Source organism: Mycolicibacterium vaccae NBRC 14118 = CIP 105934, assembly GCF_001552715.1.
GTDB lineage: Bacteria > Actinomycetota > Actinomycetes > Mycobacteriales > Mycobacteriaceae > Mycobacterium > Mycobacterium vaccae.
Window position 1 is genome coordinate 26,744 of record NZ_BCRS01000009.1, and the last position, 23,253, is coordinate 49,996.

Sequence of the window (23,253 nt, forward strand, 5' to 3'; positions counted from 1 at the left end):
AAGGCTAATAGTCTGTGCTCATGATCGGAGTCACCCGCGACGGCAATGTGATGACGCTGGAACTGCAACGACCGGAGAGGCGCAACGCCCTCAACGCCGAACTGGTCGACGGCCTGCGTGAGGCGATCGAGAAGGCAGCCGCCGAGGAGGTCCGCGCGGTCGTGCTCACCGGGGCGGGCCACGTGTTCAGTTCGGGTGCGGACCTGTCCGGCGGCCAGGGCGTCGCCGACGAGCTGCCCGACAAGGCCAAGGAGCTCAACCTCGCGATCGACCGGGCGCCGCTGCCTGTCATCGGCGCGATCAACGGACCTGCGATCGGCGCGGGCGTCATCCTGTCGATGATCTGTGACCTGCGGGTGGTGGCGCCCGAAGCCTACTTCCAGTTCCCGGTAGCGAAATACGGCATCGCGCTGGACAACTGGACCATCCGCCGGTTGACGTCCCTGGTCGGGGCGGGCCGGGCCCGCGGGATGCTGCTGGCCGCCGAACGGCTCACCGCCGACGTCGCGTTGCAGACCGGCATGGCGAACCGGATCGGCACGCTGGCCGACGCGCAGGCGTGGGCGCAGGAGATCGCCGGCTTCGCGCCGCTGGCCCTGCAGCACGCCAAGCGGGTGCTTAACGACGACGGCGCCTACGAAGAACCGTGGCCGGCGCACCAGGAACTCTTCGACCGGGCGTGGGCCAGCCAGGACATCATCGAGGCGCAGGTGGCGCGCATCGAGAAGCGCCCGCCCCGGTTCACGGGCGCCTGATCATGGTGCGGGCGGCGCTGCGCTACGGCTTCGGGACGGCCTCACTGCTGGCCGGCGGGTTCGTGCTGCGCGCCCTGCAGGGCACGCCTGCCGCCCTCGGCGCGACTCCGGGCGAGGTCGCGCCGGTGGCGCGCCGCTCGCCGAACTACCGCGACGGCAAGTTCGTCAACCTGGAGCCCCCGTCGGGCATCACGATGGATCGCGACCTGCAGCGGATGCTGTTGCGCGATCTGGCCAACGCCGCATCCCAGGGCAAGCCGCCCGGACCGATCCCGCTGGCCGAGCCGCCGAAGGGGGATCCCACTCCCGCGCCGGCGGCGGCCAGCTGGTACGGCCATTCCAGCGTGCTGATCGAGGTCGACGGCTACCGCGTGCTGGCCGACCCGGTGTGGAGCAACAGATGTTCGCCCTCACGGGCGGTCGGACCGCAGCGCATGCACGACGTCCCGGTGCCGCTGGAGGCGCTTCCCGCCGTGGACGCGGTGGTGATCAGCCACGACCACTACGACCACCTCGACATCGACACCATCGTCGCGTTGGCGCACACCCAGCGGGCCCCGTTCGTGGTGCCGTTGGGCATCGGCGCACACCTGCGCAAGTGGGGCGTCCCCGAGGCGCGGATCGTCGAGTTGGACTGGCACGAAGCCCACCGCATCGACGACCTGACGCTGGTCTGCACCCCCGCCCGGCACTTCTCCGGCCGGTTGTTCTCCCGCGACTCGACGCTGTGGGCGTCGTGGGTGGTCACCGGCTCGTCGCACAAGGCGTTCTTCGGTGGCGACACCGGATACACGAAGAGCTTCGCCGAGATCGGCGACGAGTACGGTCCGTTCGATCTGACCCTGCTGCCGATCGGGGCCTACCATCCCGCGTTCGCCGACATCCACATGAACCCCGAGGAGGCGGTGCGCGCCCATCTGGACCTGACCGAGGTGGACAACAGCCTGATGGTGCCCATCCACTGGGCGACATTCCGCCTCGCCCCGCATCCGTGGTCCGAGCCCGCCGAACGCCTGCTGACCGCTGCCGACGCCGAGCGGGTACGCCTGACCGTGCCGATTCCCGGTCAGCGGGTGGACCCGGAGTCGACGTTCGACCCGTGGTGGCGGTTCTGAACCGCGGCGACACGCTACGGTGCTGGGATGAATTCACCGGTCAGGTTCGGCGCGCTCGTCCTGGCAGTCGCGCTACTGGGAGGGTGCGGCGGTAAGGACGCCGAGACGCCTGCCGCGGGTCCGTCGGCGAGTCCGGTTTCCGACGTGCCGCCGCCCCTGGTCCCGGCGATGCCGCTACCGGAGAACGCCGTCGCCGACGCCGTCACCCGACTCGACGGCATCGCCGAGGACCTGATGTCCAGATCCGGGATCCCCGGGATGGCCGTGGCAGTGGTGCACGGCGGAAAGACCGTGTACGCGAAGGGTTTCGGGGTGAAGAACCTGGAGCGCCCGGACGGCCCGGACAACCGGGTCGACGCCGACACCGTGTTCCAGCTGGCCTCGCTGTCCAAGCCGCTGAGCGCGACGGTCGTGGCAGGGCTGGTCGGGCAGGGCCAGGTCGGCTGGGACACCCCGGTCGTGTCGCGGCTGCCGTGGTTCGCGCTGTCGGATCCCGCCGTCACCCGGATGGTCACCGTGGGCGACATGTTCTCGCACCGCTCCGGCCTGCCCGATCACGCCGGTGACCGCCTCGAAGATCTCGGCTACGACCGGCGGCAGATCCTCGAGCGGCTGCGCGGCCTGCCACTGGATCCGTTCCGGGTCTCCTATGCCTATACCAACTTCGGCCTGACCGCGGGCGCCGAGGCGGTGGCGGCCGGTGCCGGGAAGAGCTGGGAGGACCTGGCGCGGGAATCGATGCTGAACCCATTGGGCATGGGCGCCACCAGCTATCAGTTCAGCGACTACGAGGCCAGGCCGGACCGCGCAGTGGGCCACATCCATCTCGACGGCCGGTATGTGCCGCGCTATGTCCGCGACGCGCAGGCGCAGTCGCCCGCGGGCGGTGCGAGCTCGTCGGTCAACGACATGACCCGGTGGATGGCGATGGTGCTGGCCGACGGCCAGCACGAGGGCAAGGCGTTGGTCGACGCAGAGGCGCTGCTGCCCGCGCTCACCCCGCAGGCGGTGTCCGCGCGCGGCACGGAGCCGGCGATGCGGTCGGGCTCCTACGGCTACGGGTTCAACGTGAACACCACCTCCAGTGCGCGCACCCAGCTCAGCCATTCCGGTGGGTTCGAACTCGGGGCGGCCAGCAACGTGCTCTTCCTCCCCGCGGCCGACGTCGCGATCATCGCGCTCACCAACGCGACCCCGGCGGGCATCCCGGAGACGCTGACCGCGCAGTTCGCCGACCTGGTGCAGTTCGGGGAGGTCCGCGAGGACTGGTATGCGTTGTACGGCAAGGCCTTCGAGGAAATGGACGAGCCGCTGGGGAGTCTCGTCGGTCGCGAGCGGCCCGCGGCTGCGAAGCCGTCCGGCCCGCTCCCGTCCTACGCCGGGGTGTACCGCAACGACTACTGGGGGCCCGCGACGGTCGCCGAACGTGACGGACGGCTGGAGCTCACGCTGGGCCCGCGGGGGGTCTTCGAGCTGACGCCCTGGGACGGTGACGTGTTCACGTTCCCGGTCTCCTCCGAGAACGCCCCGCCCGGAACGGTTTCCATGGCGACCTTTGCCGGGTCGGCGCTCACGCTGGAGTACTTCGACGACGAGGGCACGGGGGTCTTCACCCGATGACGACTTCGGTGGTCACCGGCCTGTCCGACGCCGAGGTCGCCCAGCGCGTCGCCGAGGGCAAGACCAACGACGTCCCCACCAGGGCGGCGCGCAGCGTCTCGGACATCGTCCGCGGCAACGTGTTCACCCGCATCAACGCCATCCTCGGTGTGCTGCTGATCATCGTGCTCTCCACCGGCTCGGTGATCAACGGCGCGTTCGGGCTGCTGATCATCGCCAACAGCGCGATCGGCATCATCCAGGAACTGCGCGCCAAACGGACCTTGGACCAGCTCGCCATCGTGGGACAGGCGAAACCGTTGGTGCGCAGGCAGTCCGGGACCGTTCCGTTGGCCCCCAGCGAGGTGGTGCTCGACGACGTCATCGAACTGGGTCCCGGCGACCAGATCGTCGTTGACGGGGTGATCCTGGAGGACGCCAACCTCGAGGTCGACGAGTCGTTGCTGACCGGGGAGGCCGACCCGATCGCCAAGGTCGCCGGCGACCACGTGATGTCGGGCAGCTTCGTGGTGGCAGGCAGCGGCGCCTACCGTGCCACCAAGGTCGGCCGGGAGGCCTACGCTGCGAAACTGGCCGAGGAGGCCAGCAAGTTCACGCTGGTGAAATCCGAACTGCGCAGCGGGATCAACAAGATCCTGCAGTTCATCACCTACCTGTTGCTGCCCGCAGGCGCGTTGATCATCTACACCCAGCTGTTCACGACCGACGCCGGTTGGCGCGAGTCGGTGCTGCGCATGGTGGGGGCGCTGGTGCCGATGGTGCCCGAGGGTCTGGTGCTGATGACCTCGATCGCGTTCGCGGTCGGCGTGATCCGGTTGGGGCGCAGACAGTGCCTGGTCAACGAGCTGCCCGCGATCGAGGGCCTGGCCCGCGTCGACGTGGTCTGCGCGGACAAGACCGGCACGCTGACCGAGAACGGCATGCGGGTCAGCGACTGCCGGCAAGTGGGCCCCGACGAGTCGGAGGTGCGCGCCGTGTTGGCGCAGCTGGCCGCCGACGACGCCCGGCCCAACGCGAGCATGGCCGCGATCGCCGAGGCCTACCCGAGCCCACCCGGCTGGACCGCGACCGCCGCCGCGCCGTTCAAGTCGGCGACCAAGTGGAGCGGCACCACGTACCGGGACCACGGCAACTGGGTGATCGGGGCACCCGACGTGCTGCTGGACCCGGCTTCGCCGGTCGCCGAAGAGGCGGAGCGCATCGGTGCGCAGGGGTTGCGCGTGTTGCTCCTCGCGTCCAGCGACCGGCCGGTGGACGCGCCCGACGCCCCGGGCACGGTGACCCCGGCCGCGCTCGTGGTGCTGGAGCAGCGCGTCCGACCCGACGCCCGGGAGACCCTCGACTACTTCGCCTCTCAGCGGGTGGTGATCAAGGTCATCTCGGGTGACAACGCGGTGTCGGTGGGGGCGGTGGCGGGCTCGCTCGGGCTGGCGGGCGAGACGATGGATGCCCGCCGGCTGCCCGAGAAGCCCGACGCGCTCGCCGAGACGCTGGAGGAGTACACGACGTTCGGCCGGGTGCGCCCCGACCAGAAACGCGCGATGGTGCATGCGCTGCAGTCCCGCGGACACACCGTGGCGATGACCGGGGACGGCGTCAACGACGTGCTCGCGCTCAAGGACGCCGACATCGGCGTCGCGATGGGCTCGGGAAGCTCGGCCTCGCGGGCGGTGGCGCAGATCGTGCTGCTGGACAACAAGTTCGCCACGCTGCCCTATGTCGTGGGTGAGGGCCGGCGGGTGATCGGCAACATCGAACGGGTCTCGAACCTGTTTCTCACCAAGACCGTGTACTCGGTGTTGCTGGCGGTGCTCGTCGGCCTGGCCGGGTTGTCGGCGAAGCTGTTCGGCTCCGATCCGCTGCTCTTCCCGTTCCAGCCCATCCACGTCACGATCGCGGCGTGGTTCACCATCGGCATCCCGGCGTTCATCCTGTCGCTGGCCCCGAACAACGAGCGCGCGCAGCCGGGTTTCGTGCGCCGGGTGATGACCGCGGCGCTGCCGTCCGGCATCGTCGTCGGTGCGGCGACGTTCACGTCGTACCTGCTGGCCTACCAGGGGCGCGCGGCCACCGAGATCGAGCAGACGCAGGCCTCCACGGCGGCGTTGATCACCCTGCTGGTGTCCGCGGTGTGGGTGCTCTCGGTGGTGGCACGCCCCTACGAATGGTGGCGGGTGTTGCTGGTGTCGGTCTCGGCCCTGGCCTATGTGGTGATCTTCAGCATCCCGTTCGCGCGCGAGCTGTTCATCCTCGATCCGTCGAACGTGGCGATCACGTCGATGGCCTTGGGTATCGGGTTCGCCGGCGCAGTCCTCATCGAGGTGTTGTGGTGGGTGGAGGGCCGGATGTTGGGTGAACGTCGCAGGTTATGGCGGCCGCGCGAGAGCTAGAGTTGGGTATGGGACTTCTGGACAAGGTCAAGGCTCTGCTCTCCAGTAATGCCGACAAGGTCGACACCGCGATCGACAAGGCGGGTGACCTGGTCGACAAGAAGACGCAGGGCAAGTACGCGTCGCACGTGGACAAGGTGCAGGAAGCGGCCAAGAAGGCCGTGGCGGACAGCGCCGGGACGACGCCGCCAGGGCAGCAGTCCGGCCAGGTGCCGCCTGCGAGCAGCCCGCCGACTCAGAGCACCCCGCCGCCTCAGCAGCCGCCGAGCGCGCCGCCGCAGCAGCCGCCGACGGCCCCGCCGACCTCGTAGGCGGATATCGAGGTATGGCCAAACTCTCGGTCTCCGTCGACGTTCCGCTGCCGCCCGAGAAGGCTTGGGAGAGCGCGTCGGATCTGTCCCGCTACAAGGAGTGGCTGTCCATCCACCGGGTGTGGCGGTCCAAGCTGCCCGACGTCATCGAGAAGGGCACCAAGCTCGACTCGATCGTCGAGGTCAAAGGCATGCCCAACCGGGTCAGCTGGACGGTGGTGCACTACCGCCCGCCGGAGGCGATGACGCTCAACGGTGACGGCAAGGGTGGAGTCAAGGTCAAGCTGATCGGCAAGATCAAGCCCAGCCCGCAAGATCCGGCGGCGTCGACCGTGACGTTCGACGTGCACCTCGGTGGGCCCGCGCTGTTCGGTCCGATCGGGATGGTGGTCGCCGGTGCGCTCAAGGGCGACATCCAGGAGTCGCTGAACCGTTTCAAGGCCGTCTTCGCGGCGTCCTGAGTCCGGCTAGCTGACCCGGGCCAGCACCGGCCCGGCCTGGCCGATCCGCTCGAAGCGCCGGACCCGCTCGCTGCGCCGTCGCGTGTCGTCGGCGGCGCTGAGCGTCGCCAGTTCGTGGCGCACGGCCGCGCCGACCCGCAGACAGAAATTTTCGGGTTCTGCTGCAGCGTCCGGGAATTCGGGGATGACGTGGTCGACGACCCCGGCGCCGAACAGGTCGGACGAGCGGATTCCCTGCTGCGCCGCCATCTCGGGGGCCTTGCCGACGTCGTGGTGCAGGATGGCGGCGGCTCCCTCGGGCGGCAGGGGCGAGAGCCATCCGTGTTGCGCGGCGAGCACCCGGTCGGCGGGCACGAGGGCCAGTGCGGCGCCCCCGGTGCCCTGACCGAGGAGGATCGAGACGGTCGGGACCGGCAGCGCGACCATGTCTGCGATGCAGCGGGCGATCTCTCCCGCGAGCCCTCCTTCCTCGGCCTGCCGTGACAGCGCGGCACCGGCGGTGTCGATGACGCTCACCAGTGGGAGGTTCAGTTCGGCCGCCAACCGCATGCCGCGGCGTGCCTGGCGCAGCGCCCCGGGCCCGAGCGGCCGCTCGACTGTCTGCCCGGCACGGTCCTGGCCGAGCAGCACACACGGCCGGCCGCCGAATCTGGTGAGGGCCAGCAGCAGAGCGGGATCGTTCTCGCCCTCGCCGGTTCCGTTGAGCGCCAGCACTTCTGCGTCCGAATAGCGCAGCAGATCGCGGACACCGGGACGGTCGGCGCGGCGGGTGGCGGTCACCGAGTGCCATGCGGGCACGTCGACCGGGCATGCGCTCGCCGGTGCCGGTGACCGATCGGGCGCTTCGGCTGCGGCGATGATGCCCAGCGTGCGATCGACCATGCCGGCAAGATCGCCGGGTGCCACGATGGCGTCGACGAGGCCGCAGGCCAGCAGGTTCTCCGAGGTCTGGACCCCGTCGGGGAAGCGGTCGCCGTGCAGCGCCTGGTAGACGCGCGGTCCCAGGAACCCCACCAGCGCACCGGGTTCGGCGAAGGTGACGTGGCCCAGCGAGCCCCACGAGGCGAACACTCCGCCCGTGGTGGGGTCGCGAAGATAGACCAGATAGGGCAGGTGTGCCGCCTTGTGGTCCACGACGGCGGCGGTGATCCTCACCATCTGCAGAAACGCCGTAGCGCCCTCCTGCATGCGGGTGCCGCCGGATGTCGGCAGCGCCAGGATGGGCAGATCGTCGCCGGTGGCCCGCCGGATCGCGGCGGCCAACCGGTCGGCGGCGGCGACGCCGATCGAACCGCCCAGAAAACCGAAGTCGCACAGCAGCATTGCGATACGACGTCCCCGGACGGTGGCCTCGCCGGTCAGCACGGCCTCGTCCAGCCCGGTTTTGGATCTGACCCGGGCCAGCTCCGCTGCGTAACCGGGATTCAGTGGCGGGTCCTCCACCGCGGAATCCCAGGACAGCCAGGAGCCCGCGTCGATGACGGTGTCGATCAGCCGCCGGGCGCTGGTCCGCGGCATCACGACCTCACCCGCAGCGCGTCGATGAGGTGGTTGTCGGCGCCGAGAACAGGCGGCGCAGTGTGGCTGCGGCGGGTGCGTTCGGCGCCGTCCGGGTCGAAGAACCGTAACGGCGGGCCCGGGAGTTCGATGCTGCCGAGCGTGTCGTGCTCGACGCCGATCACCAGCCCCTGCGAACGGGTCTGCTCCCATTCGTAGACCTCGCGGATCGAGCGGATCCGCCCGGCGGGCACCCCGATGCGGTCCAGCATCTCCAGCAGTTCGTCGGTGGTCCGGAGCGTGAACACACTCTGGACGAGTTCGTTGACGCGCTTCTGGTTTGCGACGCGCTCCGGATTGGACTCCATGCCGGGGGTGGCGGCGTCGAGAGCGAAGCCTGTGCAGAACCGCTGCCACAGGCCTTCGCTGCCCACCGCGATCTGCACGGCGCCGTCGGCGGTGTCGAACAAGCCGTAGGGGCAGATGGACGGGTGGTGGTTCCCGGTCGCCTCGCCGGTCTGGCCGGCCACCGTCCACTTCGTGCCCTGGAACGCGTGCACGCCCACCACCGCCGCCAGCAGGGACGATCGCACCACCTGCCCGCGGCCGGTGCGCTCGCGCTCCTGGAGCGCGGCGAGGACGCCGAACGCGCCGTACATGCCGGCCAGCAGGTCGGCGATCGGCACTCCCACGCGCTGAAGGTCATCGGGCCCGCTTCCGGTCACCGACATCAGGCCCGCCTCGCCCTGGGCGATCTGGTCGTATCCGGCGCGACCGGCCTCGGGGCCGTCATGGCCGAACCCGCTGATCGACAGCACGACCAGCCGTGGGTTGAGTTCGTCGAGCCGTTGGTGGGAGAAGCCGAGCCGATCGAGTACGCCGGGGCGGAAGTTCTCCATCAGCACGTCGGCGCGGGCCAGCAGTGCGGACAGCGCACCCTTGTCGTCGTCGTCCTTGAGGTCGAGGGTGACGGAACGCTTGTTGCGGTTCGCGCACAGGAAGTACGTGGATTCCCTTGGTGCACTGTTGGTCTGGACGAACGGCGGGCCCCAGCCCCGGGTGTCGTCGCCGCCGTGCGGATGCTCGACCTTGATGACGTCGGCGCCGAGGTCGCCGAGCATCATCGCCGCGTGCGGGCCGGCGAGGGCACGGGTCAGGTCGACCACCACCAGGCCGTCCAGTGGGCCGGCGGGTGCCGGTGAAGGGGATGTCGGGTGCGGGTGTTCGGTCATCGGGAAGTCCTCCGGTCGGGCTGACCTAATGGATTAGTGTCCTAGTGGACTGACCAATTCAGCACAACAGCTCTGACCAGCCGTGTCAACGGGAATCGGGAGTTCTCCCGATGTGACCTACGGCACAGGGTGGGCGATTGGAGACGCGAACGGGCGCCTGCGGCCGCCGGGGCCGCAGGCGCTGTTCGCCGCTGCGTTCAGAGCCAGCCGGGTACCACGAGTACGGCCCACGCGATGAGGGGTCCGATGGCGACCACGATCGCGCTGTACTTGAGGATCTGCCGGTAGAACACGTCGCGGTCCACACCCTGGGCGTTGGCGAGCACCAGGGCGCCGTTGGTCGAGAACGGGCTGACGTCGACGATGGTGGACGCGATGGCCAGCGCGACGATGACGCCCACGGGGCCGATCTCGCCGGCCAGCAGCAGCGGCACCGCGAGCGGGATTGTCGCACCGAGAATCGCGACCGACGAGGCGAAGGCGGACACGATCGCACCCAGGTAGCACAGCAGTAGTGCGACCAGCAGTGGCATGCCGATGCTGGCGACGCCGTTGCCGACCCATTCGACGCTGCCGGCCTCCTGTAGCACGCCGACGAAGGTGAGCACGCCGCCGATGAGCAGCACGGTGGACCAGCTGATCTGTGCGACAGCGCCTTTCTGCGCCTGCGGGGAGGCGAGTGCGAGCACCGCGGCCACCGTCATCGACACGAAGCCGATGTCGAGGTCGAGAATCAGGGAGAACAGGGCCAGGGCGCCGAGTCCGACCAGCGTGAGCACCTGATTGAACGAAACCGGCTGGCGGGGAAGGGGACTGGTCGGTGAGTTCGGCGGCGCGACCAATGTGGCGGCCGATGCGTTGGTGCCGTGACCTGAGAAAACCGGCGTGCCCGAGGGGGATCGCGGTGCGCTCGGCGCGGGACCGCCGGTGCCGTCTGGGGTCGTCGGCGCGTCGTCGTGGGTGTCGTCGTGGGTGTCGTGGATGTTGCGCCCGATGAGCCGCCGGCCCCCGAGGAACACGAAGAGCAGGATGCCGATCCCGGCGTTGAAGAACAGGCTGCCGAGGAAGAGGGTCAGGGGGCTGTTGACGAGCCCTGCCTTTGCGGCGATGTTGTTGACGGTGACCCCGTAGATGCTGATCGGGGAGAATCCGCCGGCTTGCGCGCCGTGGATGACCATCATGCCCATCAGCAGCGCGTTGATCCGGTACTGCCGGGCGAAGGTCAGCGCGATCGGGGCGATGATCGCGACGGCCGCGGGGCCGAGGGCGCCGAGAGCGGTCAGCACCGCGGTGATGCCGAACATCACCCACGGGATGAATGCCACGCGCCCCCGGACGAAGTGGAGTGCGCCGCGGACCATGAGGTCGACGGTTCCGTTGTTCTGGGCGATGGCGAACAGGTACGTCACGCCCACCAGGGTCAGAAACAGATCGCTCGGGAATCCGGCGATGATGTCGTCGGTGTTCATTCCAACGGCGAGGGTGCCGACGAGGAACGCGGCGACGAAGCCCAGCGTCCCCATGTTGATCGGTAACAGCGTCGCGGCCACGAACATCGCCACCAGGGCGAGGATCGGGATCAGCTCAAGGGGCATAGCGGTCTCCGGGCGGGGTACGGGTATGAGCGGTGGCTCACTGGCCTAGCCAGTACACCAGTGGGGTGGATCACTGTCAAGGGTGAGGTGTGATCTGGTCAACGCCGAGGTGCGTGGCCTCGGGGTAGGGTGTGGCCCAGAGAGTAGGTGAGTCAGTGGTAGAGCAACTGAGGCCTGTCACCCGGCCACGGCTGTACGAGGTCATCGTCGAGCAGCTGTGCGTCTACATCGCCGACAACGAGATGGAGCCCGGCGATCGCCTGCCGGCCGAGCGGGAACTGGCCGCCAAGCTCGGTGTCAGTCGCGCCTCCCTCAGCCAGGCACTGGTGGCGCTGGAGGTGCAGGGCGTGGTGTCGGTCCGGCACGGTGACGGGGCCATCCTCATCCGCCGGCCCACCGAGGAACGTGCGATCAAGGCACTGCGCGAGCACGCCGATCGGATCCCGGACATCATCGAGGCGCGGGAGGCGCTGGAGGTCAAGCTGGCCGGCCTGGCCGCGCTGCGGCGGAGCGAGCCCGAAATGGCGGCCATCGACGCGGCGATCGCGAAGATGGAGCAGGAGATCGCCGCGGGTGAACGCGGTGTGGTCGGCGACGAGATGTTCCACGAGGCGATCACCACTGCGGCGCACTCGTCGCTGCTCGCCAAGCTGATGCACGAGATCTCCGGGCTCGTCCGTGAGACGCGGATCGAATCGCTGTCCCAGCAGGACCGCCCCCGTGCGTCGTTGGAGGGGCACCGGCGCATCGCCGAGGCAGTACGCCGTCAGGACGCGGACGAGGCCGCCCGCGCCATGGCCGACCACATCATGATGGTCTCCGACGTGGCGCTGCTACGCGTCGCCGACTGACTCGGCCAACGCCACCGGGATCTCGGTGTCACCCGAGATCACCTCGAACGTGCGGCCCGCCGTGGCCGGCGCATCCAGCACTCCGACGAGCACGGCGGCGACGTCGGCGCGCGGCACGCTACCGCGGCCGGTGTGCTCGGCGATGGTGACCCGACCGGTCGGCTCGTCGTCGGTGAGCAGTCCGGGTCGGACAATCGTGCTGAGAAGCCCTGTGCGTGCCCGGATCACGTCATCGGCGGAGCCCTTGGCGCGCAGGTAGGCGACGAACACCTCGTCGCCCGCGTCGTCGGGTGCTTCGGCGTCGGCGCCCATCGACGAGACCATCACGTAGCGCTGCACACCGGCGGCTTCGGCCGCGTCGGCGAGCAGGATCGCGGCGTCGCGGTCGACGGTCTCCTTGCGGGCAGCCCCGCTGCCCGGGCCGGCGCCGGCGGCGAAGACGACCGCGTCGGCACCGCGCAGATGGGTGGACACCACGCCGTTGGTCGTGTTCTCCAGGTCGAGCAGGACCGGCTCGGCGCCGGCGACACGAAGGTCGTCGGCGTGGTCGGGATTGCGGATGAGGCCCACCACCGAATCGCCGCGTGCCGACAGCAGTCGCGAGGTGATCAGAGCGATCTTGCCGTGCCCTCCGGCGATGACGACCCGCATGCGGCCTACCTCCTCCGGCGCCGCACCAGTTTCGCGAACTCCACTGTCGAACGGCGCACCGATTCGAACTCGAGCGACACCAACAATGTATCCACCATCGCGAACGGAAGTGTGGTGGCGACGGCGCCGCGGCCGTATTCGAGGTGCCAGGACCCGGGATGAATGGTCAGGCCGCGGGCGTGCCCGCGCTCCAGGCAGGTGTGCCCGCCGGGCAGCAACGGCGGCAGTCCGATGGTGTCGTCGGATTCGAGATCGTAGGAGTCGATCCGGCCCGCCAACAGGAATTTGTGGATGTCGACATGCTTGTAGCGTCCGGAAAAGCCCTGCGTACCAGTGGGGGATCCGAAGATCACCAGGTATTCGCGAGGGCTGAAGTGCAGGAAGCGGACCTTGCCGAGGACACCGCCGGCCTTGCTGCCCACCCAGCGCCCGGGTCGGTCGTCAATCAGGTCGGGATATGCGTCGGCCAGCAGTTCCACGGTGCGGGAGATGAGCGCGCCGTCATCGAGCGGCAGACCGACGACCTGCTCGGCCACTGAGTGCAGCACGCTCGGATCAACCCTGAATTTCACGCGCCGAGCACCAACGGCAGGCTGGTCGGACCGCTGGTGTCCTGCCGGCGCTGCGGGTGGACGGCGAACACGACGTGGTGTGGGTCCGGTTCGGCGGTCATGTGCGGACCAGCCCGCGCGGCCGGATCAGGCCGAGGTCGAGGTGGTTGCGCCAGCCGGGTGGGCCGTCACACACGTCGGGGATCGCGTTGATGGCGCCCATCGCGGTCCAGTCGTATCCGGGATGGCTCATGGTGCCGTCGGGTTGCCGGACTCCTTTGAGGGTCAGCTCGGTCGGTGGGTCGCCGTCGATGACGATCTCGTAGCGCGTCTCGCCCCAGTCCCAGGCCGGATCGAGTAGCTCGGGGCCGGCGGTCACATAGATGGCGTGGAAGACGATGAGCGGCTTGCCGTCCACCCAGGCGGTCCACTCGTGGCGCTGCGCGGCCACGGTACCTTTCGGGATCGCCCCGTCGGAGTGCGGGATGTCGGCAGCCGCGGTGGCGACGTCGATGGCGGCGGCGGTCACCTCGTCGATGGTCACCCCGAGGCCGTCGGCGATCATGTACATCGACTGGGCGAAGAACGGCAACCCGAGACCCAGAATGGTTGGCGCACTGAGGAATGTGTCCTTGTCATTACCGAAGCCCATCCAGTCGATGTGGTCTGTCGGCGCGTCTTTGAGCACGTCGACGACCTCGTAGACGTGGATGGTGTCGACCCGGCTCATCACGCGGGCCAGGGTGAGTGGCAGGAGGTCCCCGGCGTAACCGGGGTGGATGCCGCCGGCGTGGAATGACGTCCCCCCGGCACTGCAGGCGGCGCGGATCTGCTCGGCGGCGTCACGGAAATGCGCGCTGGGGTGGAAGAATCCCGTGGTCGTCACGACGTTCTTGCCGGAGCGCAGCAGCCGGCACACGGTGTCGACGTCCATGATGACCGGGGTGTAGAAGACGCAGTCGGCGTCCAGTGCCATCATCGCGTCGACGTCGTCGGAGGCCGTGACACCGATCGGCGCGATGCCGGCGATCTCGCCGGCGTCCTTGCCTACTTTGTCCTTGCTGTGCACCAGCACACCGGCGAGGTCGAAGACGGGGCAGGAGGCGAAGTGCCGGATGCCGACCTGCCCGACGTCACCGGTCATCCACTGGATCACCCGATAGGTCTTGTCTGACATAGGCGTTTCTCCTAGCGCGAGCCGGTGTGCAGGACACCGCGGGGCAACAGCAGGGGTAGGTCGGTGGAGGTGGCGATGCCCGTGGGCGCGGTGACCATGCGGTAGGTCATCGTGATCGGTCCGCCGGAGTGAAAACCACTGGTACCGAGCGGAAACCGCGGGTCACCGAATTGCCGTGGAACTTCGCCTCCTGTCCGGGGGCGAGGGTGACGTCGGGCATCCGGGTGAGCACCCGTTCCAGGCCCACCTGAAATTCCAGGCGAGCGAGGTTGGAACCCAGACACCTGTGTACGCCCGCGCCGAACCCGAGATGCCTGTTCTCGCGACGGTCGAGCACGCAGCGGTCCGCGTCGGGGAACATGTGTTCGTCGCGGTTGGCGGCGGCGTAGTTGACGATGACCGATTCTCCGGGGCGGAACGTGCAGCCGCTGACCTCGACTTCCTTGGCGACGGTACGGGGAATGCCGTGAATGGATCCGGCGAACCGGATGAACTCCTCCACCGCGCGGGGCAGGAGTTCGGGGTCGTTGATCAGCCGGTCCCGCTCGGCGGGGTGGGTGGCCAGGTAGTGGTAGGCGAACGACATTGCGCTGGCGGTGGTTTCGAGCCCGGCCTGCACCAGCAGCATCGCGTTGGAGACGACATCGGCGAACGCCAGTTTCACCCCGTCGATCTCGGCGGAGAGCAGCACGTCGATCATGTCATCGCGGGGCGGCTCCGTCATGCGCGCTGTCACGGCTTCGTGCAGATGCTGGTAGAGACTGCCCCAAGCTCCCATCCGCGCCTCCTCGGTGGCGCCGTTGAGGGCGGTGTCGGTCAGTTCCACACACAGCGGGACGTCATCGACGGGCATGCCGAGCAGGTACTTGAAGAACACGACGCCCGGCTGACGCCACGCCACCTCGGCCAGGTCACCGGACCCACTCTCGATGAATCCGTCGATGAGCGAGTCCGTTTCGGCGCCGATCTCGGCGCGCAGCGCCTTCATCCGTGCCGGCGAGAAGTACGGGTTGAGGACCTTGCGGAACTTCTGTTGTCGCGGTGGGTCGAGGGTGATGACGAGATCCCCGGCGAGCTGCTCGGCACCTTCGGGCGTCGGATTGCTGGAGAAGTGCTCCCAGTCCTGCAGGATCTGAACGCATTCCGCGTAGCGCACCGCGACCCAGGCACCTGAGGGGGTCGCGCTCAGGAACGGTCTGTCGGTGCGGGCGAACGGCGAGTTCTGCCGCATCACCGCGTACACGTCGTACAGGAAGTCGTTATCGTTGAAATCGGCGTGCCGCAGATCCCAGTTCTCGGCATGCCCCTCGGGTGCCTGGGTCACGGAGACTCCTGCTGCCCAGCTGCTTCGCGCGCCTGACGTGCCTCGCGTTCCTCGTGCCGGCGGACCAGCTCGCGCCAGCCGATCCGGTCGTACTTCGGCACGGGCTGGATGCCCCACTCGTCGCGGGCGGTGTCCTTGCCTTCGGCGCCCTCGGGCGGGCCGAACGCCGGGTAGGGCACCTGGCATTCCAGTTCGTCGTCGGAGTAACGCACTTTCAGCAGCTCGCTGCAGATCTCGGTGAGGCTCAGTGTGGGGTAGCCGTAGTACACCGCCATGAACGGCAGCGTGAATGCGCCTTCGATGACGAGCGCGACCAGGCAGACCAGCACGGCGCGCTTGATCCATTTGTGCATTCGCGCGTAGTACGGCGTGGTGCCCGGGGGCAGATCTTCGGTCTTCTCTTCGGAGTTTCCGACGGAGGTGGTCACAGTTGAACTCCTTAGTCCGAGAAGATTTCGCGGTTGACCGTGTGCAGATACGGAATCGCGAGGAATGGCGTGATGTAGAAGATGTCGTAGAGCCACCAGCCGATGACCGGGAACACGACCCCTGCGTAACGCACGTCGGCGTACATCGTCATGTTGAACACGTACAGGCACCAGATGAGCACACCCATCCAGCAGGTGATGATCATCCACTGATGACCCCACCGCTTCATCTGTAGGAAGCCGATCGCCGCGGCGCACCGCATCGCGAAGACGGTGAGGATCATGCCGAAGACCATCGACTTCTCACCCGGCGCGGCGGCGCCGCCGATCCACGCCTCGTTGTAGTGCCAGAAGTAGCCCGCGTCGAACATCGCGCCCCAGCCGACCATCAGCACCCGGTTGATCAGGGTGTGGTTGGCGACCAGGTCGAGTGCCCAGCCGAGGCTGTTGAGCATGCCGTCGATCAGCACCAGATAGCCGATCAGCGTGACGATCATCGGCCGGACGGACAGGCCTGCCTGCAGTGCCTGGCGCTGCAGCCACACGCCGCGCATGAAGATGGGGAGCCCGATCAGGCCCGGTGCCCACATCCCCATCAGTGCGGCGCCGGCGATCATCCATTTGTCGGCGCGGCGCTGCGCCAGCCGGGATTCGTCGTGGTGTTCCTCCAGGTTCACCGACCCGGTGACCGGCACGGTGGCGGTGACCTTCGGTCCCGACTTCCGCTTGAGCAGAGGGAGGTTCACAGCTCCCACCACCCCCGGGTGAACGACATGTAGAGCTGGATTCCGAACATCGCCAACAGGTATCCGTAGACCACGACCTGCAGGATGATCAGTGCCTTCTTGCGGTTCTTTTCCTTCTGGTCGACCATGTCGTTTCCTTCCTAGCGGTTCGGGCTCGGGCTGTCGGCGTCGGCAAGGCTGGCCGCGGCCACCTCGCGCAAGCCTTCGGAGATGGCGCCGTCACTGGACAGAGGTGCGAGCACGCACGCCTCAGCCGCCTCCAGTTCTGTTGCGCCGGCGGCGATCAGCTGTGCCGCGGTGACCAGCACGCGGGTCGAGGGCGGTTCGAAGTGGAACGCTTCGTCGGCGGTGCGGATCGCGGTGGCGCACCGCACCAGCCGCTCGGCGGTGGGCAGCCCGACGCCGGTTTCTGCGACGATGACCGCAGCCTCCCGCTCCGGCTCCAGGTACTGCATCGGCAGGGTCACGAACCGTTGTCGGAACGACGGTTTGAGCTCTTTGAGCGAGCTGCGGTAGGCCGGGTTGTACGAACAGACCAGCATGAACGTTTCCGGTGCGTGCACCACTTCGCCTGCGCGGTCGAGATAGAGGGTGCGCCGGTGATCGGTCAGCGAATGCAGTACGGCAAGCGAGTCGTGCCGCGCCTCGACCACCTCGTCGAGGTAGCAGATGGCACCGGTCTTGACCGCACGGGTCAGCGGGCCGTCGGTCCAGGTGACGTCACCACCGGTGACCATGAACCGCCCGACGAGATCCGAACTCGTCAGGTCGTCGTGGCAGCTGATGGTGACCACGGGGCGACGCAGCAGCAGACCCATGTGCTCGACGAGGCGGGTCTTCCCGCATCCGGTCGGGCCGGTCAGCATCACCGGCAGCCGTTGCTGATAGGCCTGTTCGAACAGCTGGACCTCGGTGCCGTTCGCGAGATAGGTGTCGTTGCTCGGGGTCATGCGGCTACCAGCTCTCGGTGGACGTGGGCGAGGACGCGGGGGAGGTCTTCGACGCGACGGATCCGTTGGGATCGGCGCGGCCCGAACACCTCGGGGAGAGGGTCCACGCGAGTGGGTCCGATGCCGACGTAGTACACGGAGACACCGGCATCGTTGGCCTCTTCGACGGCGTGGGCGGCGTCTGCCCACGCGTAGTGGCCTTCGTAGCCTTCGTCGGAGATCAGGCCGTCACCGAGCACGATGAGTAGTCGCCGCTCTGCAGGCTGGTCGAGCAGGCGGCTCGTCAGGTGGCGTAGCGGGGCGCCGAGTCGGGTGTAGCCCCCGGTGGACAGGCCGAGGCTGCCCGGAGGTACGAACCGGCGATCGGTGAAATCCTTGAGGCAGGTCACCTCGACCCGGTGGCGCGTGTTTCCGGTGAACGTGAAGATTCCGTGTCGCTCCCGGGCACTCGTCATCGCGCGGGACAGCGCGTCGGCGCACGTCAATTCCAGCTTGAACACCGTGCCGCCGTGGACACCGAGTGACGAGCTGCCGTCGAGGAGCAGCGCAGTGGTGACGTCGCGGGCCGTCGGCAGCAGCTCGCGAAAGATGCGGGGCTCGACGGCTTCACCGGTGGACACGTCGATGTAGTGGCCGACGTACTGGTCGACGTCGATGTCCGACCCGTCTTCGAGGCGGTTCACCATCGACCGGTGGGTGTTCTTCTCGAACCACTGCCGGACGTCGACGGCGATCGGTCCCGGCTCCACGGTGCTGCCCGGGTGCGCCTGTTCGAGGACGGCGACGTGGTCGCGCATGAAGCTTCTGGTCCACATGTTCCACTCCGGGTACGGGATGCCCGGGCGGTGGTCGGGGGTGATGTCGAGGTCGTTCTCGTGGGGTCGGCTCGGTGGGGGCAGGTTCGGGTTCCGAACGCCTCCGTCACCGCCGGCGGGTACGGAATGCGGTTGGGGTGACCGCTTCTCGTTCATCGTCCACGGCAACCGCCCGAAAGTCCGTCGGAGCTTGTCCGACATGCTCTGCGGCGCGGTGTACGCCCGGGGCAGTGCGCCCAGCAGCGGATCGACGACGAGTTGCCCGCGGGTGCGGGCCAACGCTATCGCCAGGTTGATCATCTCCTTGGCGTCCATGTCGGCGGGAGCGGGTTCGAGTGTGGGCAGAAGTCGTTGCATCTCGGTGAGCAGACCGGGCCACCTCTCGGCGACCCAGCCCAGGGCGACACCCGCCTCGACGAGCGCCAACGCACTGAGCTCGCGGCCGGCGAGCTCGTTGAGCCGGTAGTCGGTGACACGTTCCTTGGACGGCGAACACTGAAGGGCCACACCGCAGGTCAAGGTCCGGCGGGTCCATTCCCGGCTGGTGACGGGATGCGGGACGTGCACGATGTCGAGCATCGGACTGAGCCCGAAGCCGCGGTGCTGTCCGCTGACCAGATGGACACCTGTGCGCCGCCGGTCGCTGAGCGCGACCGCGGTCAGGGCGCAACTGCGTTCTATCGCCAGAGCGTGTGCTGCGGAGATTTCTGACATCGTCGGCGGCGACCTCAGAACGTTCCGAGGTTGGAGAACATCCAGTACCAGAACCAGATGATCAGCCCGGTGCCGCCCCACGCTCCGACGTAGCGCAATATTTCCCAGATCCATCCGGCCATGTCAGTTCTCCTCGCAGAAGGGGTTTTTCGGGGTGGTCACCGGGCCTCCAGGCCTCGTCGGGCAGTGACGATCAGGTTGGCCAGCATCGCGTCGCGGGTCTCGCTGTTCGAAACGGTGGTTAGCACGCCGTAGACGCCGAGCAGGAAGAACGCGGCGCTGAAGAACGCGTCCACTTCGGGATGGACCTCACCGTCACCGCGGGCCCGCTCGATCTCACGGACCAGCGACACGATGACCGGGTGTTCCGACCATTCGTCGTTGTCCGGCCGGGTCGGTGAGAAGTGCAGCGCCAGGAGTTCTCGAAACAGCAGCGGGCCGAGGCGTTCCTCCAAGCCGGCGATCAGTGCGACCACCTTGGCCAGAGCTCCCGCGAGGTCGTGCGCGCGCCCCAGGTATCGCGCGAATTCCGCTGCCATGCGCGACTCTTCGCGTCTCTCCAGTTCCAGTAGGACATGCTCCTTGCTGGGGAAGTGGAAGAAGAAGGTGCCGTGCGCGACGCCGGCAGCCGACACGATCGCGCCCACGTCAGCGCCCGCCATACCTGAGGCCTGGAACTCGGCGATGGCCGCGCCGAGTATCCGCTCGCGGGTCTGCAAGCGGCGAAACTCCCGCGCGGACTGCTTGATCTGAGGTGTCATGGTGGCCACCGCACTCAGTCCACGAAGATCTCGCGGTTGACCGAATGCAGGTACGGGATCGCCAAAAACGGTGTGATGTAGAAGATGTCGTAGAGCCACCAGCCGACCACGGGCAGCACCACCCCGGCGTACCGGACGTCGGCGTACATGGTCATGTTGAACACGTACAGGCACCAGATCACAATGCCCATCCAGCAGGTGATGATCATCCACTGATGTCCCCAGCGCTTCATCTGCAGGAATCCGATGCCCGCAGCGATCCGCATGGTGAAGACGGTCAGGATCATGCCGACTTCCATGGCTTTCTCGCCCGGGCCCGCCGCACCGCCGAGCCAGAGTTCGTTGTAGTGCCAGAAGTATCCGGCGTCGAACATCGCGCCCCAGCCGTTCAACAGGATCCGGGCCAGGATGGTGTGGCTGGCGACCAGGTCGAGGGCCCAGCCGACGGTGTTGATCGCGGCGTCGATGATGACGAGGTAGCCGATCAGCGTGACGAGCATGGGGCGTACGGACAGCCCGTCGCGCTGCGCCTTGCGGAGCAGCCACACGCCGCGCAGGAACAGCGGCAGCCCGAAGATGCCCAGCGCCGCGGTGCCGATCAGAAGGCTTCCGGAGATGAGCCACTTGTCGGCCTGGCGCTGTGCGAGGCGGGACGCCTCCATGTGCTCGTCGAGTCCGCTCGCCGGCGGCCGCGGGGTGAGGTCGCTGCTGCGATCTCGCCCCCGTCCCAGCGTCGGCAGATTCATATTTGCTGACTATAGTCAGCGGCAAGCGGTAGTCAACTACCGATTCCCGGCCGCCCTTAAACTGCCGAGGAGGCGCCAAATCGCCTTATGGGCGCCGAAACTGTGCGATCGAGTGCCTTGTGGTCTACGCACGGACTCACCGGAAACGCTGAAACCGTTGACCTGGGTCAGGGGATGTCGTTAGATGGGCTCACCTCAACGAGGAGGAATCACATGGCGCTCGAACAGTTCAATCTGGAGGGACAAGTCGCTATCGTGACCGGCGCGGGCAAGGGCGTCGGCCAGGGGATAGCGCGGGTGCTCGCCGAGTCCGGAGCTGTCGTGATCGGCACCGCGAGAACGGAATCCGACATCGCCGGCACCATCGCGGATATCGAGGAATCCGGTGGTAAGGGCTTGGCGCTGGTCGCCGACGCGATGAGCAGACCGGACGGCGAACGGGTGGTCAGCACCACTGTCGAGCAGTTCGGGAAAGTTGACATCCTGATCAACAACGTCGGAGGTTCCACCTACGCGCGGTTCCTCGACATCACCGACGACGACTTCCGGCATACCTTCGACTGGTGCGTCACCTCGGCGTTCATCATGAGCCAGCTGGTGGCACCGCACATGATCGACGCGGGGCGCGGCTCCATCGTCAACATCTCGTCCGGCTCGGCCAGGTTCGGCATCCGCGCTCTGACCGCCTACTGCGTGGCCAAGGGCGGTCTGGAGGCGCTGACCCGGGCGATGGCCCAGGAGCTGGCCCCGAAGATCCGGGTGAATGCGATCGCGTTGGGCTCGTTCGCCACGGACGGGTTGCAGTCGAGCCTCGACATGCTGCCCGGGTCATTGGAGAAGATGAAGGAAGCGACGCCCCTGCATCGCCTCGGCAACGTGGAAGACCTCGGGAGGTTGTGCGTCTACCTGTCCACGCGCGACTGCTATGCCACCAACGCGACCTTCCATGTGGACGGCGGTATCGATTCGAACAACTCGCCGTTGCCGATCCCCGACTACTGATCGAGAACGGAATCTGTGATGCGTCGAGTAGTGCAGTTCTCCACGGGAAATGTCGGCAGGCACTCGCTGCGGGCGATCATCGGTCGGCCGGATCTGGAGTTGGTCGGGGTTCATGCCGCCGGTGCGGACAAGATCGGCCGCGATGCCGCCGAACTGTGCGGGTCGTCCGAGCCGACGGGGATCCTTGCGACGGACGACCTCGACGCGTTGATCGCGCTGAAGCCGGACTGCGTCGTCTACACGGCGCTGGGCGAGACGCGCCCGATGGAGGCGATCGGGCAGATGTCCCGGTTCCTCGCCGCGGGGATCAACGTCGTCGGCACGTCGATGGTGTGGCTGGTGACGCCGCATCAGACCGACGGGTGGCTGCGGGAGCCGCTGGAGCAGGCGTGTGCCGCCGGCGGCGCGTCGCTGTATGTCAACGGGATCGACCCCGGCTACTCGGGTGACACCGCCGTGCATGCCGCGCTGAGTCTGGTCACCCGCGCGGAGTCGGTCACGGTGCGGGAGATCTTCGACTACGGCAACTACGACGACTACGAGTACACCGGCACCGCAATGGGTTTCGGCACGGCCCCCGACGACGATCTGCCGATGGCGTTCCAGCCCGGCGTCATCACGTCGATGTTCGGTGGGCTGATCCGTAATCTCGCCCACCACCTCGGCGTGCCCCTGGACGACGTACGGCAGCGCTTCGAGCCGTGGTACACCCCGGAGCGCATCGAATGCACGATGATGACCGTCGAGCCGGGCCGGCTGGCGGGCGTGCGGTTCGCCGCGCAGGGGATGCGGGGCGATGTCCCGGTGATCACCGTGGAGCACACCACCCGGCTGACGCCTGCGGCCGCACCGGAGTGGGAGTACCCGCCCGAGGGCCACTCCGGAGTGCACAAGGTCATCGTCGAAGGCGAGCCGCGCATCGAGGTGAGCACCCACCTGTCCCACCCCGTGCTCGACGTGACCGACGCCGGCTGCCTGTCCACGGCGGCCAGGGTGGTCAACGCGATCGACTGGGTCTGCGGCGCGCCGGCGGGCCTGGTCGCCGTGGACGACATACCGCCGACGGCGATGATCCGCGGCCTGATGTGGTGACCGGACGACGAAATTCCTGTCATGGGCAGCTCCGGCCGGACTTTAGGCTGGCTGCATGGGGGAATCCTACGACGTCTGGCAGCTCTCGGAGTCGTGGCGTATCCGCTTCGCGTACTTCCAGACCTACGGTCCCGTGCGGTCCAATCGGGAAGGCAGGCAGGCCTATTGCGCGCTGAGTCTGTGGGACAGGCAGCGCATCTCGTGGAATGTGTTCGCATTGCTGTTCGGGCCGGCCTACTTCGTGGCCAAAGGCATGTGGCGCAAGGGCGTCACGTTCCTGCTGCTGGCGTGTGTGCTGTCGGTGGCCGTGGTCGCCGTCGACCCCGGGGCCACCCCGGTGCGGGCCGTGGTTCTGGTCGTGCCGGTGCTGTCGATGGCCACCGCGAACTATGCCTACTACCTGCACGTGGTCGAGGACAGCCGGTCGTGGAACCCGTGGGAAGGCCGATTCGGCCGCCGGTGATCCGCG

24 protein-coding genes are annotated in these 23,253 nt (G+C 67.9%); 10 read left to right on the top strand and 14 right to left on the bottom strand.

Features of this window, described 5'->3' with window-relative positions; all coding sequences use genetic code 11:
- Window positions 1-20: 20 nt before the first annotated feature.
- From MVA01S_RS03230 to MVA01S_RS03255, 6 genes are read left to right on the top strand one after another with little or no spacing between them, the layout of a single operon-like run.
- Window positions 21-755: an enoyl-CoA hydratase gene (locus MVA01S_RS03230; protein WP_003930190.1), complete on the top strand. Its 735-nt coding sequence runs from the start codon at window positions 21-23 to the stop codon at window positions 753-755.
- 2 nt (window positions 756-757) lie between these two features.
- Window positions 758-1,870 (top strand): MBL fold metallo-hydrolase, encoded by a 1,113-nt coding sequence (locus MVA01S_RS03235; protein WP_003930191.1) that lies wholly within the window; start codon window positions 758-760, stop codon window positions 1,868-1,870.
- A 27-nt stretch (window positions 1,871-1,897) separates the two neighbouring features.
- Entirely contained in the window at window positions 1,898-3,490 is a 1,593-nt protein-coding gene (locus tag MVA01S_RS03240) for a serine hydrolase (RefSeq protein ID WP_003930192.1), read from the top strand.
- Window positions 3,487-5,880 (top strand): HAD-IC family P-type ATPase, encoded by a 2,394-nt coding sequence (locus MVA01S_RS03245; RefSeq protein WP_003930193.1) that lies wholly within the window; start codon window positions 3,487-3,489, stop codon window positions 5,878-5,880. Before MVA01S_RS03240 ends, MVA01S_RS03245 begins: the two co-directional genes overlap by 4 nt.
- Window positions 5,881-5,888: 8 nt before the next feature.
- The gene (locus MVA01S_RS03250) at window positions 5,889-6,191 is read left to right on the top strand and encodes an antitoxin (RefSeq protein ID WP_003930194.1); all 303 of its coding nucleotides are present in this window, start codon (window positions 5,889-5,891) and stop codon (window positions 6,189-6,191) included.
- A gap of 14 nt (window positions 6,192-6,205) precedes the next feature.
- Complete coding sequence (locus tag MVA01S_RS03255) at window positions 6,206-6,652, top strand: type II toxin-antitoxin system Rv0910 family toxin (RefSeq protein WP_003930195.1); 447 nt, start codon at window positions 6,206-6,208, stop codon at window positions 6,650-6,652.
- 6 nt (window positions 6,653-6,658) lie between these two features.
- Here the strand turns inward: MVA01S_RS03255 and MVA01S_RS03260 are convergent, their stop codons facing one another.
- The 3 genes from MVA01S_RS03260 to MVA01S_RS03270 all read right to left on the bottom strand — a co-directional run bounded on the left by MVA01S_RS03260 (window position 6,659) and on the right by MVA01S_RS03270 (window position 10,976).
- Window positions 6,659-8,170, bottom strand: a complete 1,512-nt coding sequence (locus MVA01S_RS03260; protein ID WP_003930196.1) for a carboxyl transferase domain-containing protein — start codon at window positions 8,168-8,170, stop codon at window positions 6,659-6,661.
- The gene (locus tag MVA01S_RS03265) at window positions 8,170-9,381 is read right to left on the bottom strand and encodes a CaiB/BaiF CoA transferase family protein (protein WP_003930197.1); all 1,212 of its coding nucleotides are present in this window, start codon (window positions 9,379-9,381) and stop codon (window positions 8,170-8,172) included. Before MVA01S_RS03265 ends, MVA01S_RS03260 begins: the two co-directional genes overlap by 1 nt.
- A 197-nt stretch (window positions 9,382-9,578) precedes the next feature.
- Window positions 9,579-10,976 (bottom strand): SLC13 family permease, encoded by a 1,398-nt coding sequence (locus tag MVA01S_RS03270; RefSeq protein ID WP_003930198.1) that lies wholly within the window; start codon window positions 10,974-10,976, stop codon window positions 9,579-9,581.
- A 155-nt stretch (window positions 10,977-11,131) separates the two neighbouring features.
- Between MVA01S_RS03270 and MVA01S_RS03275 the strand changes: the two genes are divergently transcribed.
- Window positions 11,132-11,827, top strand: coding sequence for a FadR/GntR family transcriptional regulator (locus MVA01S_RS03275; protein ID WP_003930199.1), 696 nt, complete (start codon window positions 11,132-11,134; stop codon window positions 11,825-11,827).
- Here the strand turns inward: MVA01S_RS03275 and MVA01S_RS03280 are convergent.
- The 11 genes from MVA01S_RS03280 to MVA01S_RS03325 all read right to left on the bottom strand — a co-directional run bounded on the left by MVA01S_RS03280 (window position 11,810) and on the right by MVA01S_RS03325 (window position 20,690).
- Entirely contained in the window at window positions 11,810-12,478 is a 669-nt protein-coding gene (locus MVA01S_RS03280; RefSeq protein WP_003930200.1) for an NAD(P)H-binding protein, read from the bottom strand. The genes MVA01S_RS03275 and MVA01S_RS03280 overlap by 18 nt on opposite strands.
- Window positions 12,479-12,483: 5 nt before the next feature.
- Window positions 12,484-13,050 (bottom strand): isomerase, encoded by a 567-nt coding sequence (locus MVA01S_RS03285; RefSeq protein WP_040541075.1) that lies wholly within the window; start codon window positions 13,048-13,050, stop codon window positions 12,484-12,486.
- Window positions 13,051-13,147: 97 nt separating this feature from the next.
- Window positions 13,148-14,206: an NAD(P)H-dependent amine dehydrogenase family protein gene (locus tag MVA01S_RS03290; protein WP_003930202.1), complete on the bottom strand. Its 1,059-nt coding sequence runs from the start codon at window positions 14,204-14,206 to the stop codon at window positions 13,148-13,150.
- Between the two features lie 106 nt (window positions 14,207-14,312).
- Window positions 14,313-15,530, bottom strand: a complete 1,218-nt coding sequence (locus MVA01S_RS03295) for a cytochrome P450 (protein ID WP_003930203.1) — start codon at window positions 15,528-15,530, stop codon at window positions 14,313-14,315.
- A complete protein-coding gene (locus MVA01S_RS03300) occupies window positions 15,527-15,958 on the bottom strand; it encodes a hypothetical protein (RefSeq protein WP_003930204.1) in 432 nt (143 codons plus the stop codon). The genes MVA01S_RS03295 and MVA01S_RS03300 overlap by 4 nt, the downstream gene beginning before the upstream one ends.
- A gap of 11 nt (window positions 15,959-15,969) precedes the next feature.
- Window positions 15,970-16,704: a hypothetical protein gene (locus MVA01S_RS03305; protein ID WP_003930205.1), complete on the bottom strand. Its 735-nt coding sequence runs from the start codon at window positions 16,702-16,704 to the stop codon at window positions 15,970-15,972.
- The gene (locus MVA01S_RS31835) at window positions 16,701-16,832 is read right to left on the bottom strand and encodes a hypothetical protein (protein ID WP_003930206.1); all 132 of its coding nucleotides are present in this window, start codon (window positions 16,830-16,832) and stop codon (window positions 16,701-16,703) included. The genes MVA01S_RS03305 and MVA01S_RS31835 overlap by 4 nt, the downstream gene beginning before the upstream one ends.
- Before the next feature lie 12 nt (window positions 16,833-16,844).
- On the bottom strand, window positions 16,845-17,654 hold the full coding sequence (locus tag MVA01S_RS03310; RefSeq protein WP_003930207.1) for a CbbQ/NirQ/NorQ/GpvN family protein: 810 nt from the start codon (window positions 17,652-17,654) through the stop codon (window positions 16,845-16,847).
- Complete coding sequence (locus tag MVA01S_RS03315; protein WP_003930208.1) at window positions 17,651-19,183, bottom strand: nitric oxide reductase activation protein NorD; 1,533 nt, start codon at window positions 19,181-19,183, stop codon at window positions 17,651-17,653. Before MVA01S_RS03315 ends, MVA01S_RS03310 begins: the two co-directional genes overlap by 4 nt.
- A gap of 158 nt (window positions 19,184-19,341) precedes the next feature.
- A complete protein-coding gene (locus MVA01S_RS03320) occupies window positions 19,342-19,944 on the bottom strand; it encodes a TetR/AcrR family transcriptional regulator (RefSeq protein ID WP_003930210.1) in 603 nt (200 codons plus the stop codon).
- A gap of 14 nt (window positions 19,945-19,958) precedes the next feature.
- On the bottom strand, window positions 19,959-20,690 hold the full coding sequence (locus tag MVA01S_RS03325) for a hypothetical protein (RefSeq protein WP_040541073.1): 732 nt from the start codon (window positions 20,688-20,690) through the stop codon (window positions 19,959-19,961).
- A 213-nt stretch (window positions 20,691-20,903) separates the two neighbouring features.
- Between MVA01S_RS03325 and MVA01S_RS03330 the strand changes: the two genes are divergently transcribed.
- The 3 genes from MVA01S_RS03330 to MVA01S_RS03340 are packed head-to-tail and all read left to right on the top strand — an operon-like array spanning window position 20,904 to window position 23,247.
- Complete coding sequence (locus MVA01S_RS03330; RefSeq protein WP_003930212.1) at window positions 20,904-21,692, top strand: SDR family NAD(P)-dependent oxidoreductase; 789 nt, start codon at window positions 20,904-20,906, stop codon at window positions 21,690-21,692.
- Between the two features lie 18 nt (window positions 21,693-21,710).
- On the top strand, window positions 21,711-22,784 hold the full coding sequence (locus MVA01S_RS03335; protein ID WP_003930213.1) for an NAD(P)H-dependent amine dehydrogenase family protein: 1,074 nt from the start codon (window positions 21,711-21,713) through the stop codon (window positions 22,782-22,784).
- A 55-nt stretch (window positions 22,785-22,839) separates the two neighbouring features.
- Window positions 22,840-23,247 (top strand): DUF2628 domain-containing protein, encoded by a 408-nt coding sequence (locus MVA01S_RS03340; RefSeq protein ID WP_003930214.1) that lies wholly within the window; start codon window positions 22,840-22,842, stop codon window positions 23,245-23,247.
- Window positions 23,248-23,253: the final 6 nt, after the last annotated feature.

What these genes read in the sequence shown, in the direction of transcription:
- MVA01S_RS03245 (WP_003930193.1), top strand. Translation starts at nt 3,487, where the DNA reads ATGACGACTTCGGTGGTCACCGGCCTGTCCGACGCCGAGGTCGCCCAG.
- MVA01S_RS03235 (WP_003930191.1), top strand. Translation starts at nt 758, where the DNA reads ATGGTGCGGGCGGCGCTGCGCTACGGCTTCGGGACGGCCTCACTGCTG.
- MVA01S_RS03270 (WP_003930198.1), bottom strand. Translation starts at nt 10,976, where the DNA reads ATGCCCCTTGAGCTGATCCCGATCCTCGCCCTGGTGGCGATGTTCGTG.
- MVA01S_RS03340 (WP_003930214.1), top strand. Translation starts at nt 22,840, where the DNA reads ATGGGGGAATCCTACGACGTCTGGCAGCTCTCGGAGTCGTGGCGTATC.
- MVA01S_RS03290 (WP_003930202.1), bottom strand. Translation starts at nt 14,206, where the DNA reads ATGTCAGACAAGACCTATCGGGTGATCCAGTGGATGACCGGTGACGTC.
- MVA01S_RS03230 (WP_003930190.1), top strand. Translation starts at nt 21, where the DNA reads ATGATCGGAGTCACCCGCGACGGCAATGTGATGACGCTGGAACTGCAA.
- MVA01S_RS03335 (WP_003930213.1), top strand. Translation starts at nt 21,711, where the DNA reads ATGCGTCGAGTAGTGCAGTTCTCCACGGGAAATGTCGGCAGGCACTCG.
- MVA01S_RS03315 (WP_003930208.1), bottom strand. Translation starts at nt 19,183, where the DNA reads ATGTCAGAAATCTCCGCAGCACACGCTCTGGCGATAGAACGCAGTTGC.
- MVA01S_RS03280 (WP_003930200.1), bottom strand. Translation starts at nt 12,478, where the DNA reads ATGCGGGTCGTCATCGCCGGAGGGCACGGCAAGATCGCTCTGATCACC.
- MVA01S_RS31835 (WP_003930206.1), bottom strand. Translation starts at nt 16,832, where the DNA reads ATGGTCGACCAGAAGGAAAAGAACCGCAAGAAGGCACTGATCATCCTG.
- MVA01S_RS03255 (WP_003930195.1), top strand. Translation starts at nt 6,206, where the DNA reads ATGGCCAAACTCTCGGTCTCCGTCGACGTTCCGCTGCCGCCCGAGAAG.
- MVA01S_RS03265 (WP_003930197.1), bottom strand. Translation starts at nt 9,381, where the DNA reads ATGACCGAACACCCGCACCCGACATCCCCTTCACCGGCACCCGCCGGC.
- MVA01S_RS03260 (WP_003930196.1), bottom strand. Translation starts at nt 8,170, where the DNA reads ATGCCGCGGACCAGCGCCCGGCGGCTGATCGACACCGTCATCGACGCG.
- MVA01S_RS03325 (WP_040541073.1), bottom strand. Translation starts at nt 20,690, where the DNA reads ATGAATCTGCCGACGCTGGGACGGGGGCGAGATCGCAGCAGCGACCTC.
- MVA01S_RS03250 (WP_003930194.1), top strand. Translation starts at nt 5,889, where the DNA reads ATGGGACTTCTGGACAAGGTCAAGGCTCTGCTCTCCAGTAATGCCGAC.
- MVA01S_RS03310 (WP_003930207.1), bottom strand. Translation starts at nt 17,654, where the DNA reads ATGACCCCGAGCAACGACACCTATCTCGCGAACGGCACCGAGGTCCAG.
- MVA01S_RS03320 (WP_003930210.1), bottom strand. Translation starts at nt 19,944, where the DNA reads ATGACACCTCAGATCAAGCAGTCCGCGCGGGAGTTTCGCCGCTTGCAG.
- MVA01S_RS03240 (WP_003930192.1), top strand. Translation starts at nt 1,898, where the DNA reads ATGAATTCACCGGTCAGGTTCGGCGCGCTCGTCCTGGCAGTCGCGCTA.
- MVA01S_RS03330 (WP_003930212.1), top strand. Translation starts at nt 20,904, where the DNA reads ATGGCGCTCGAACAGTTCAATCTGGAGGGACAAGTCGCTATCGTGACC.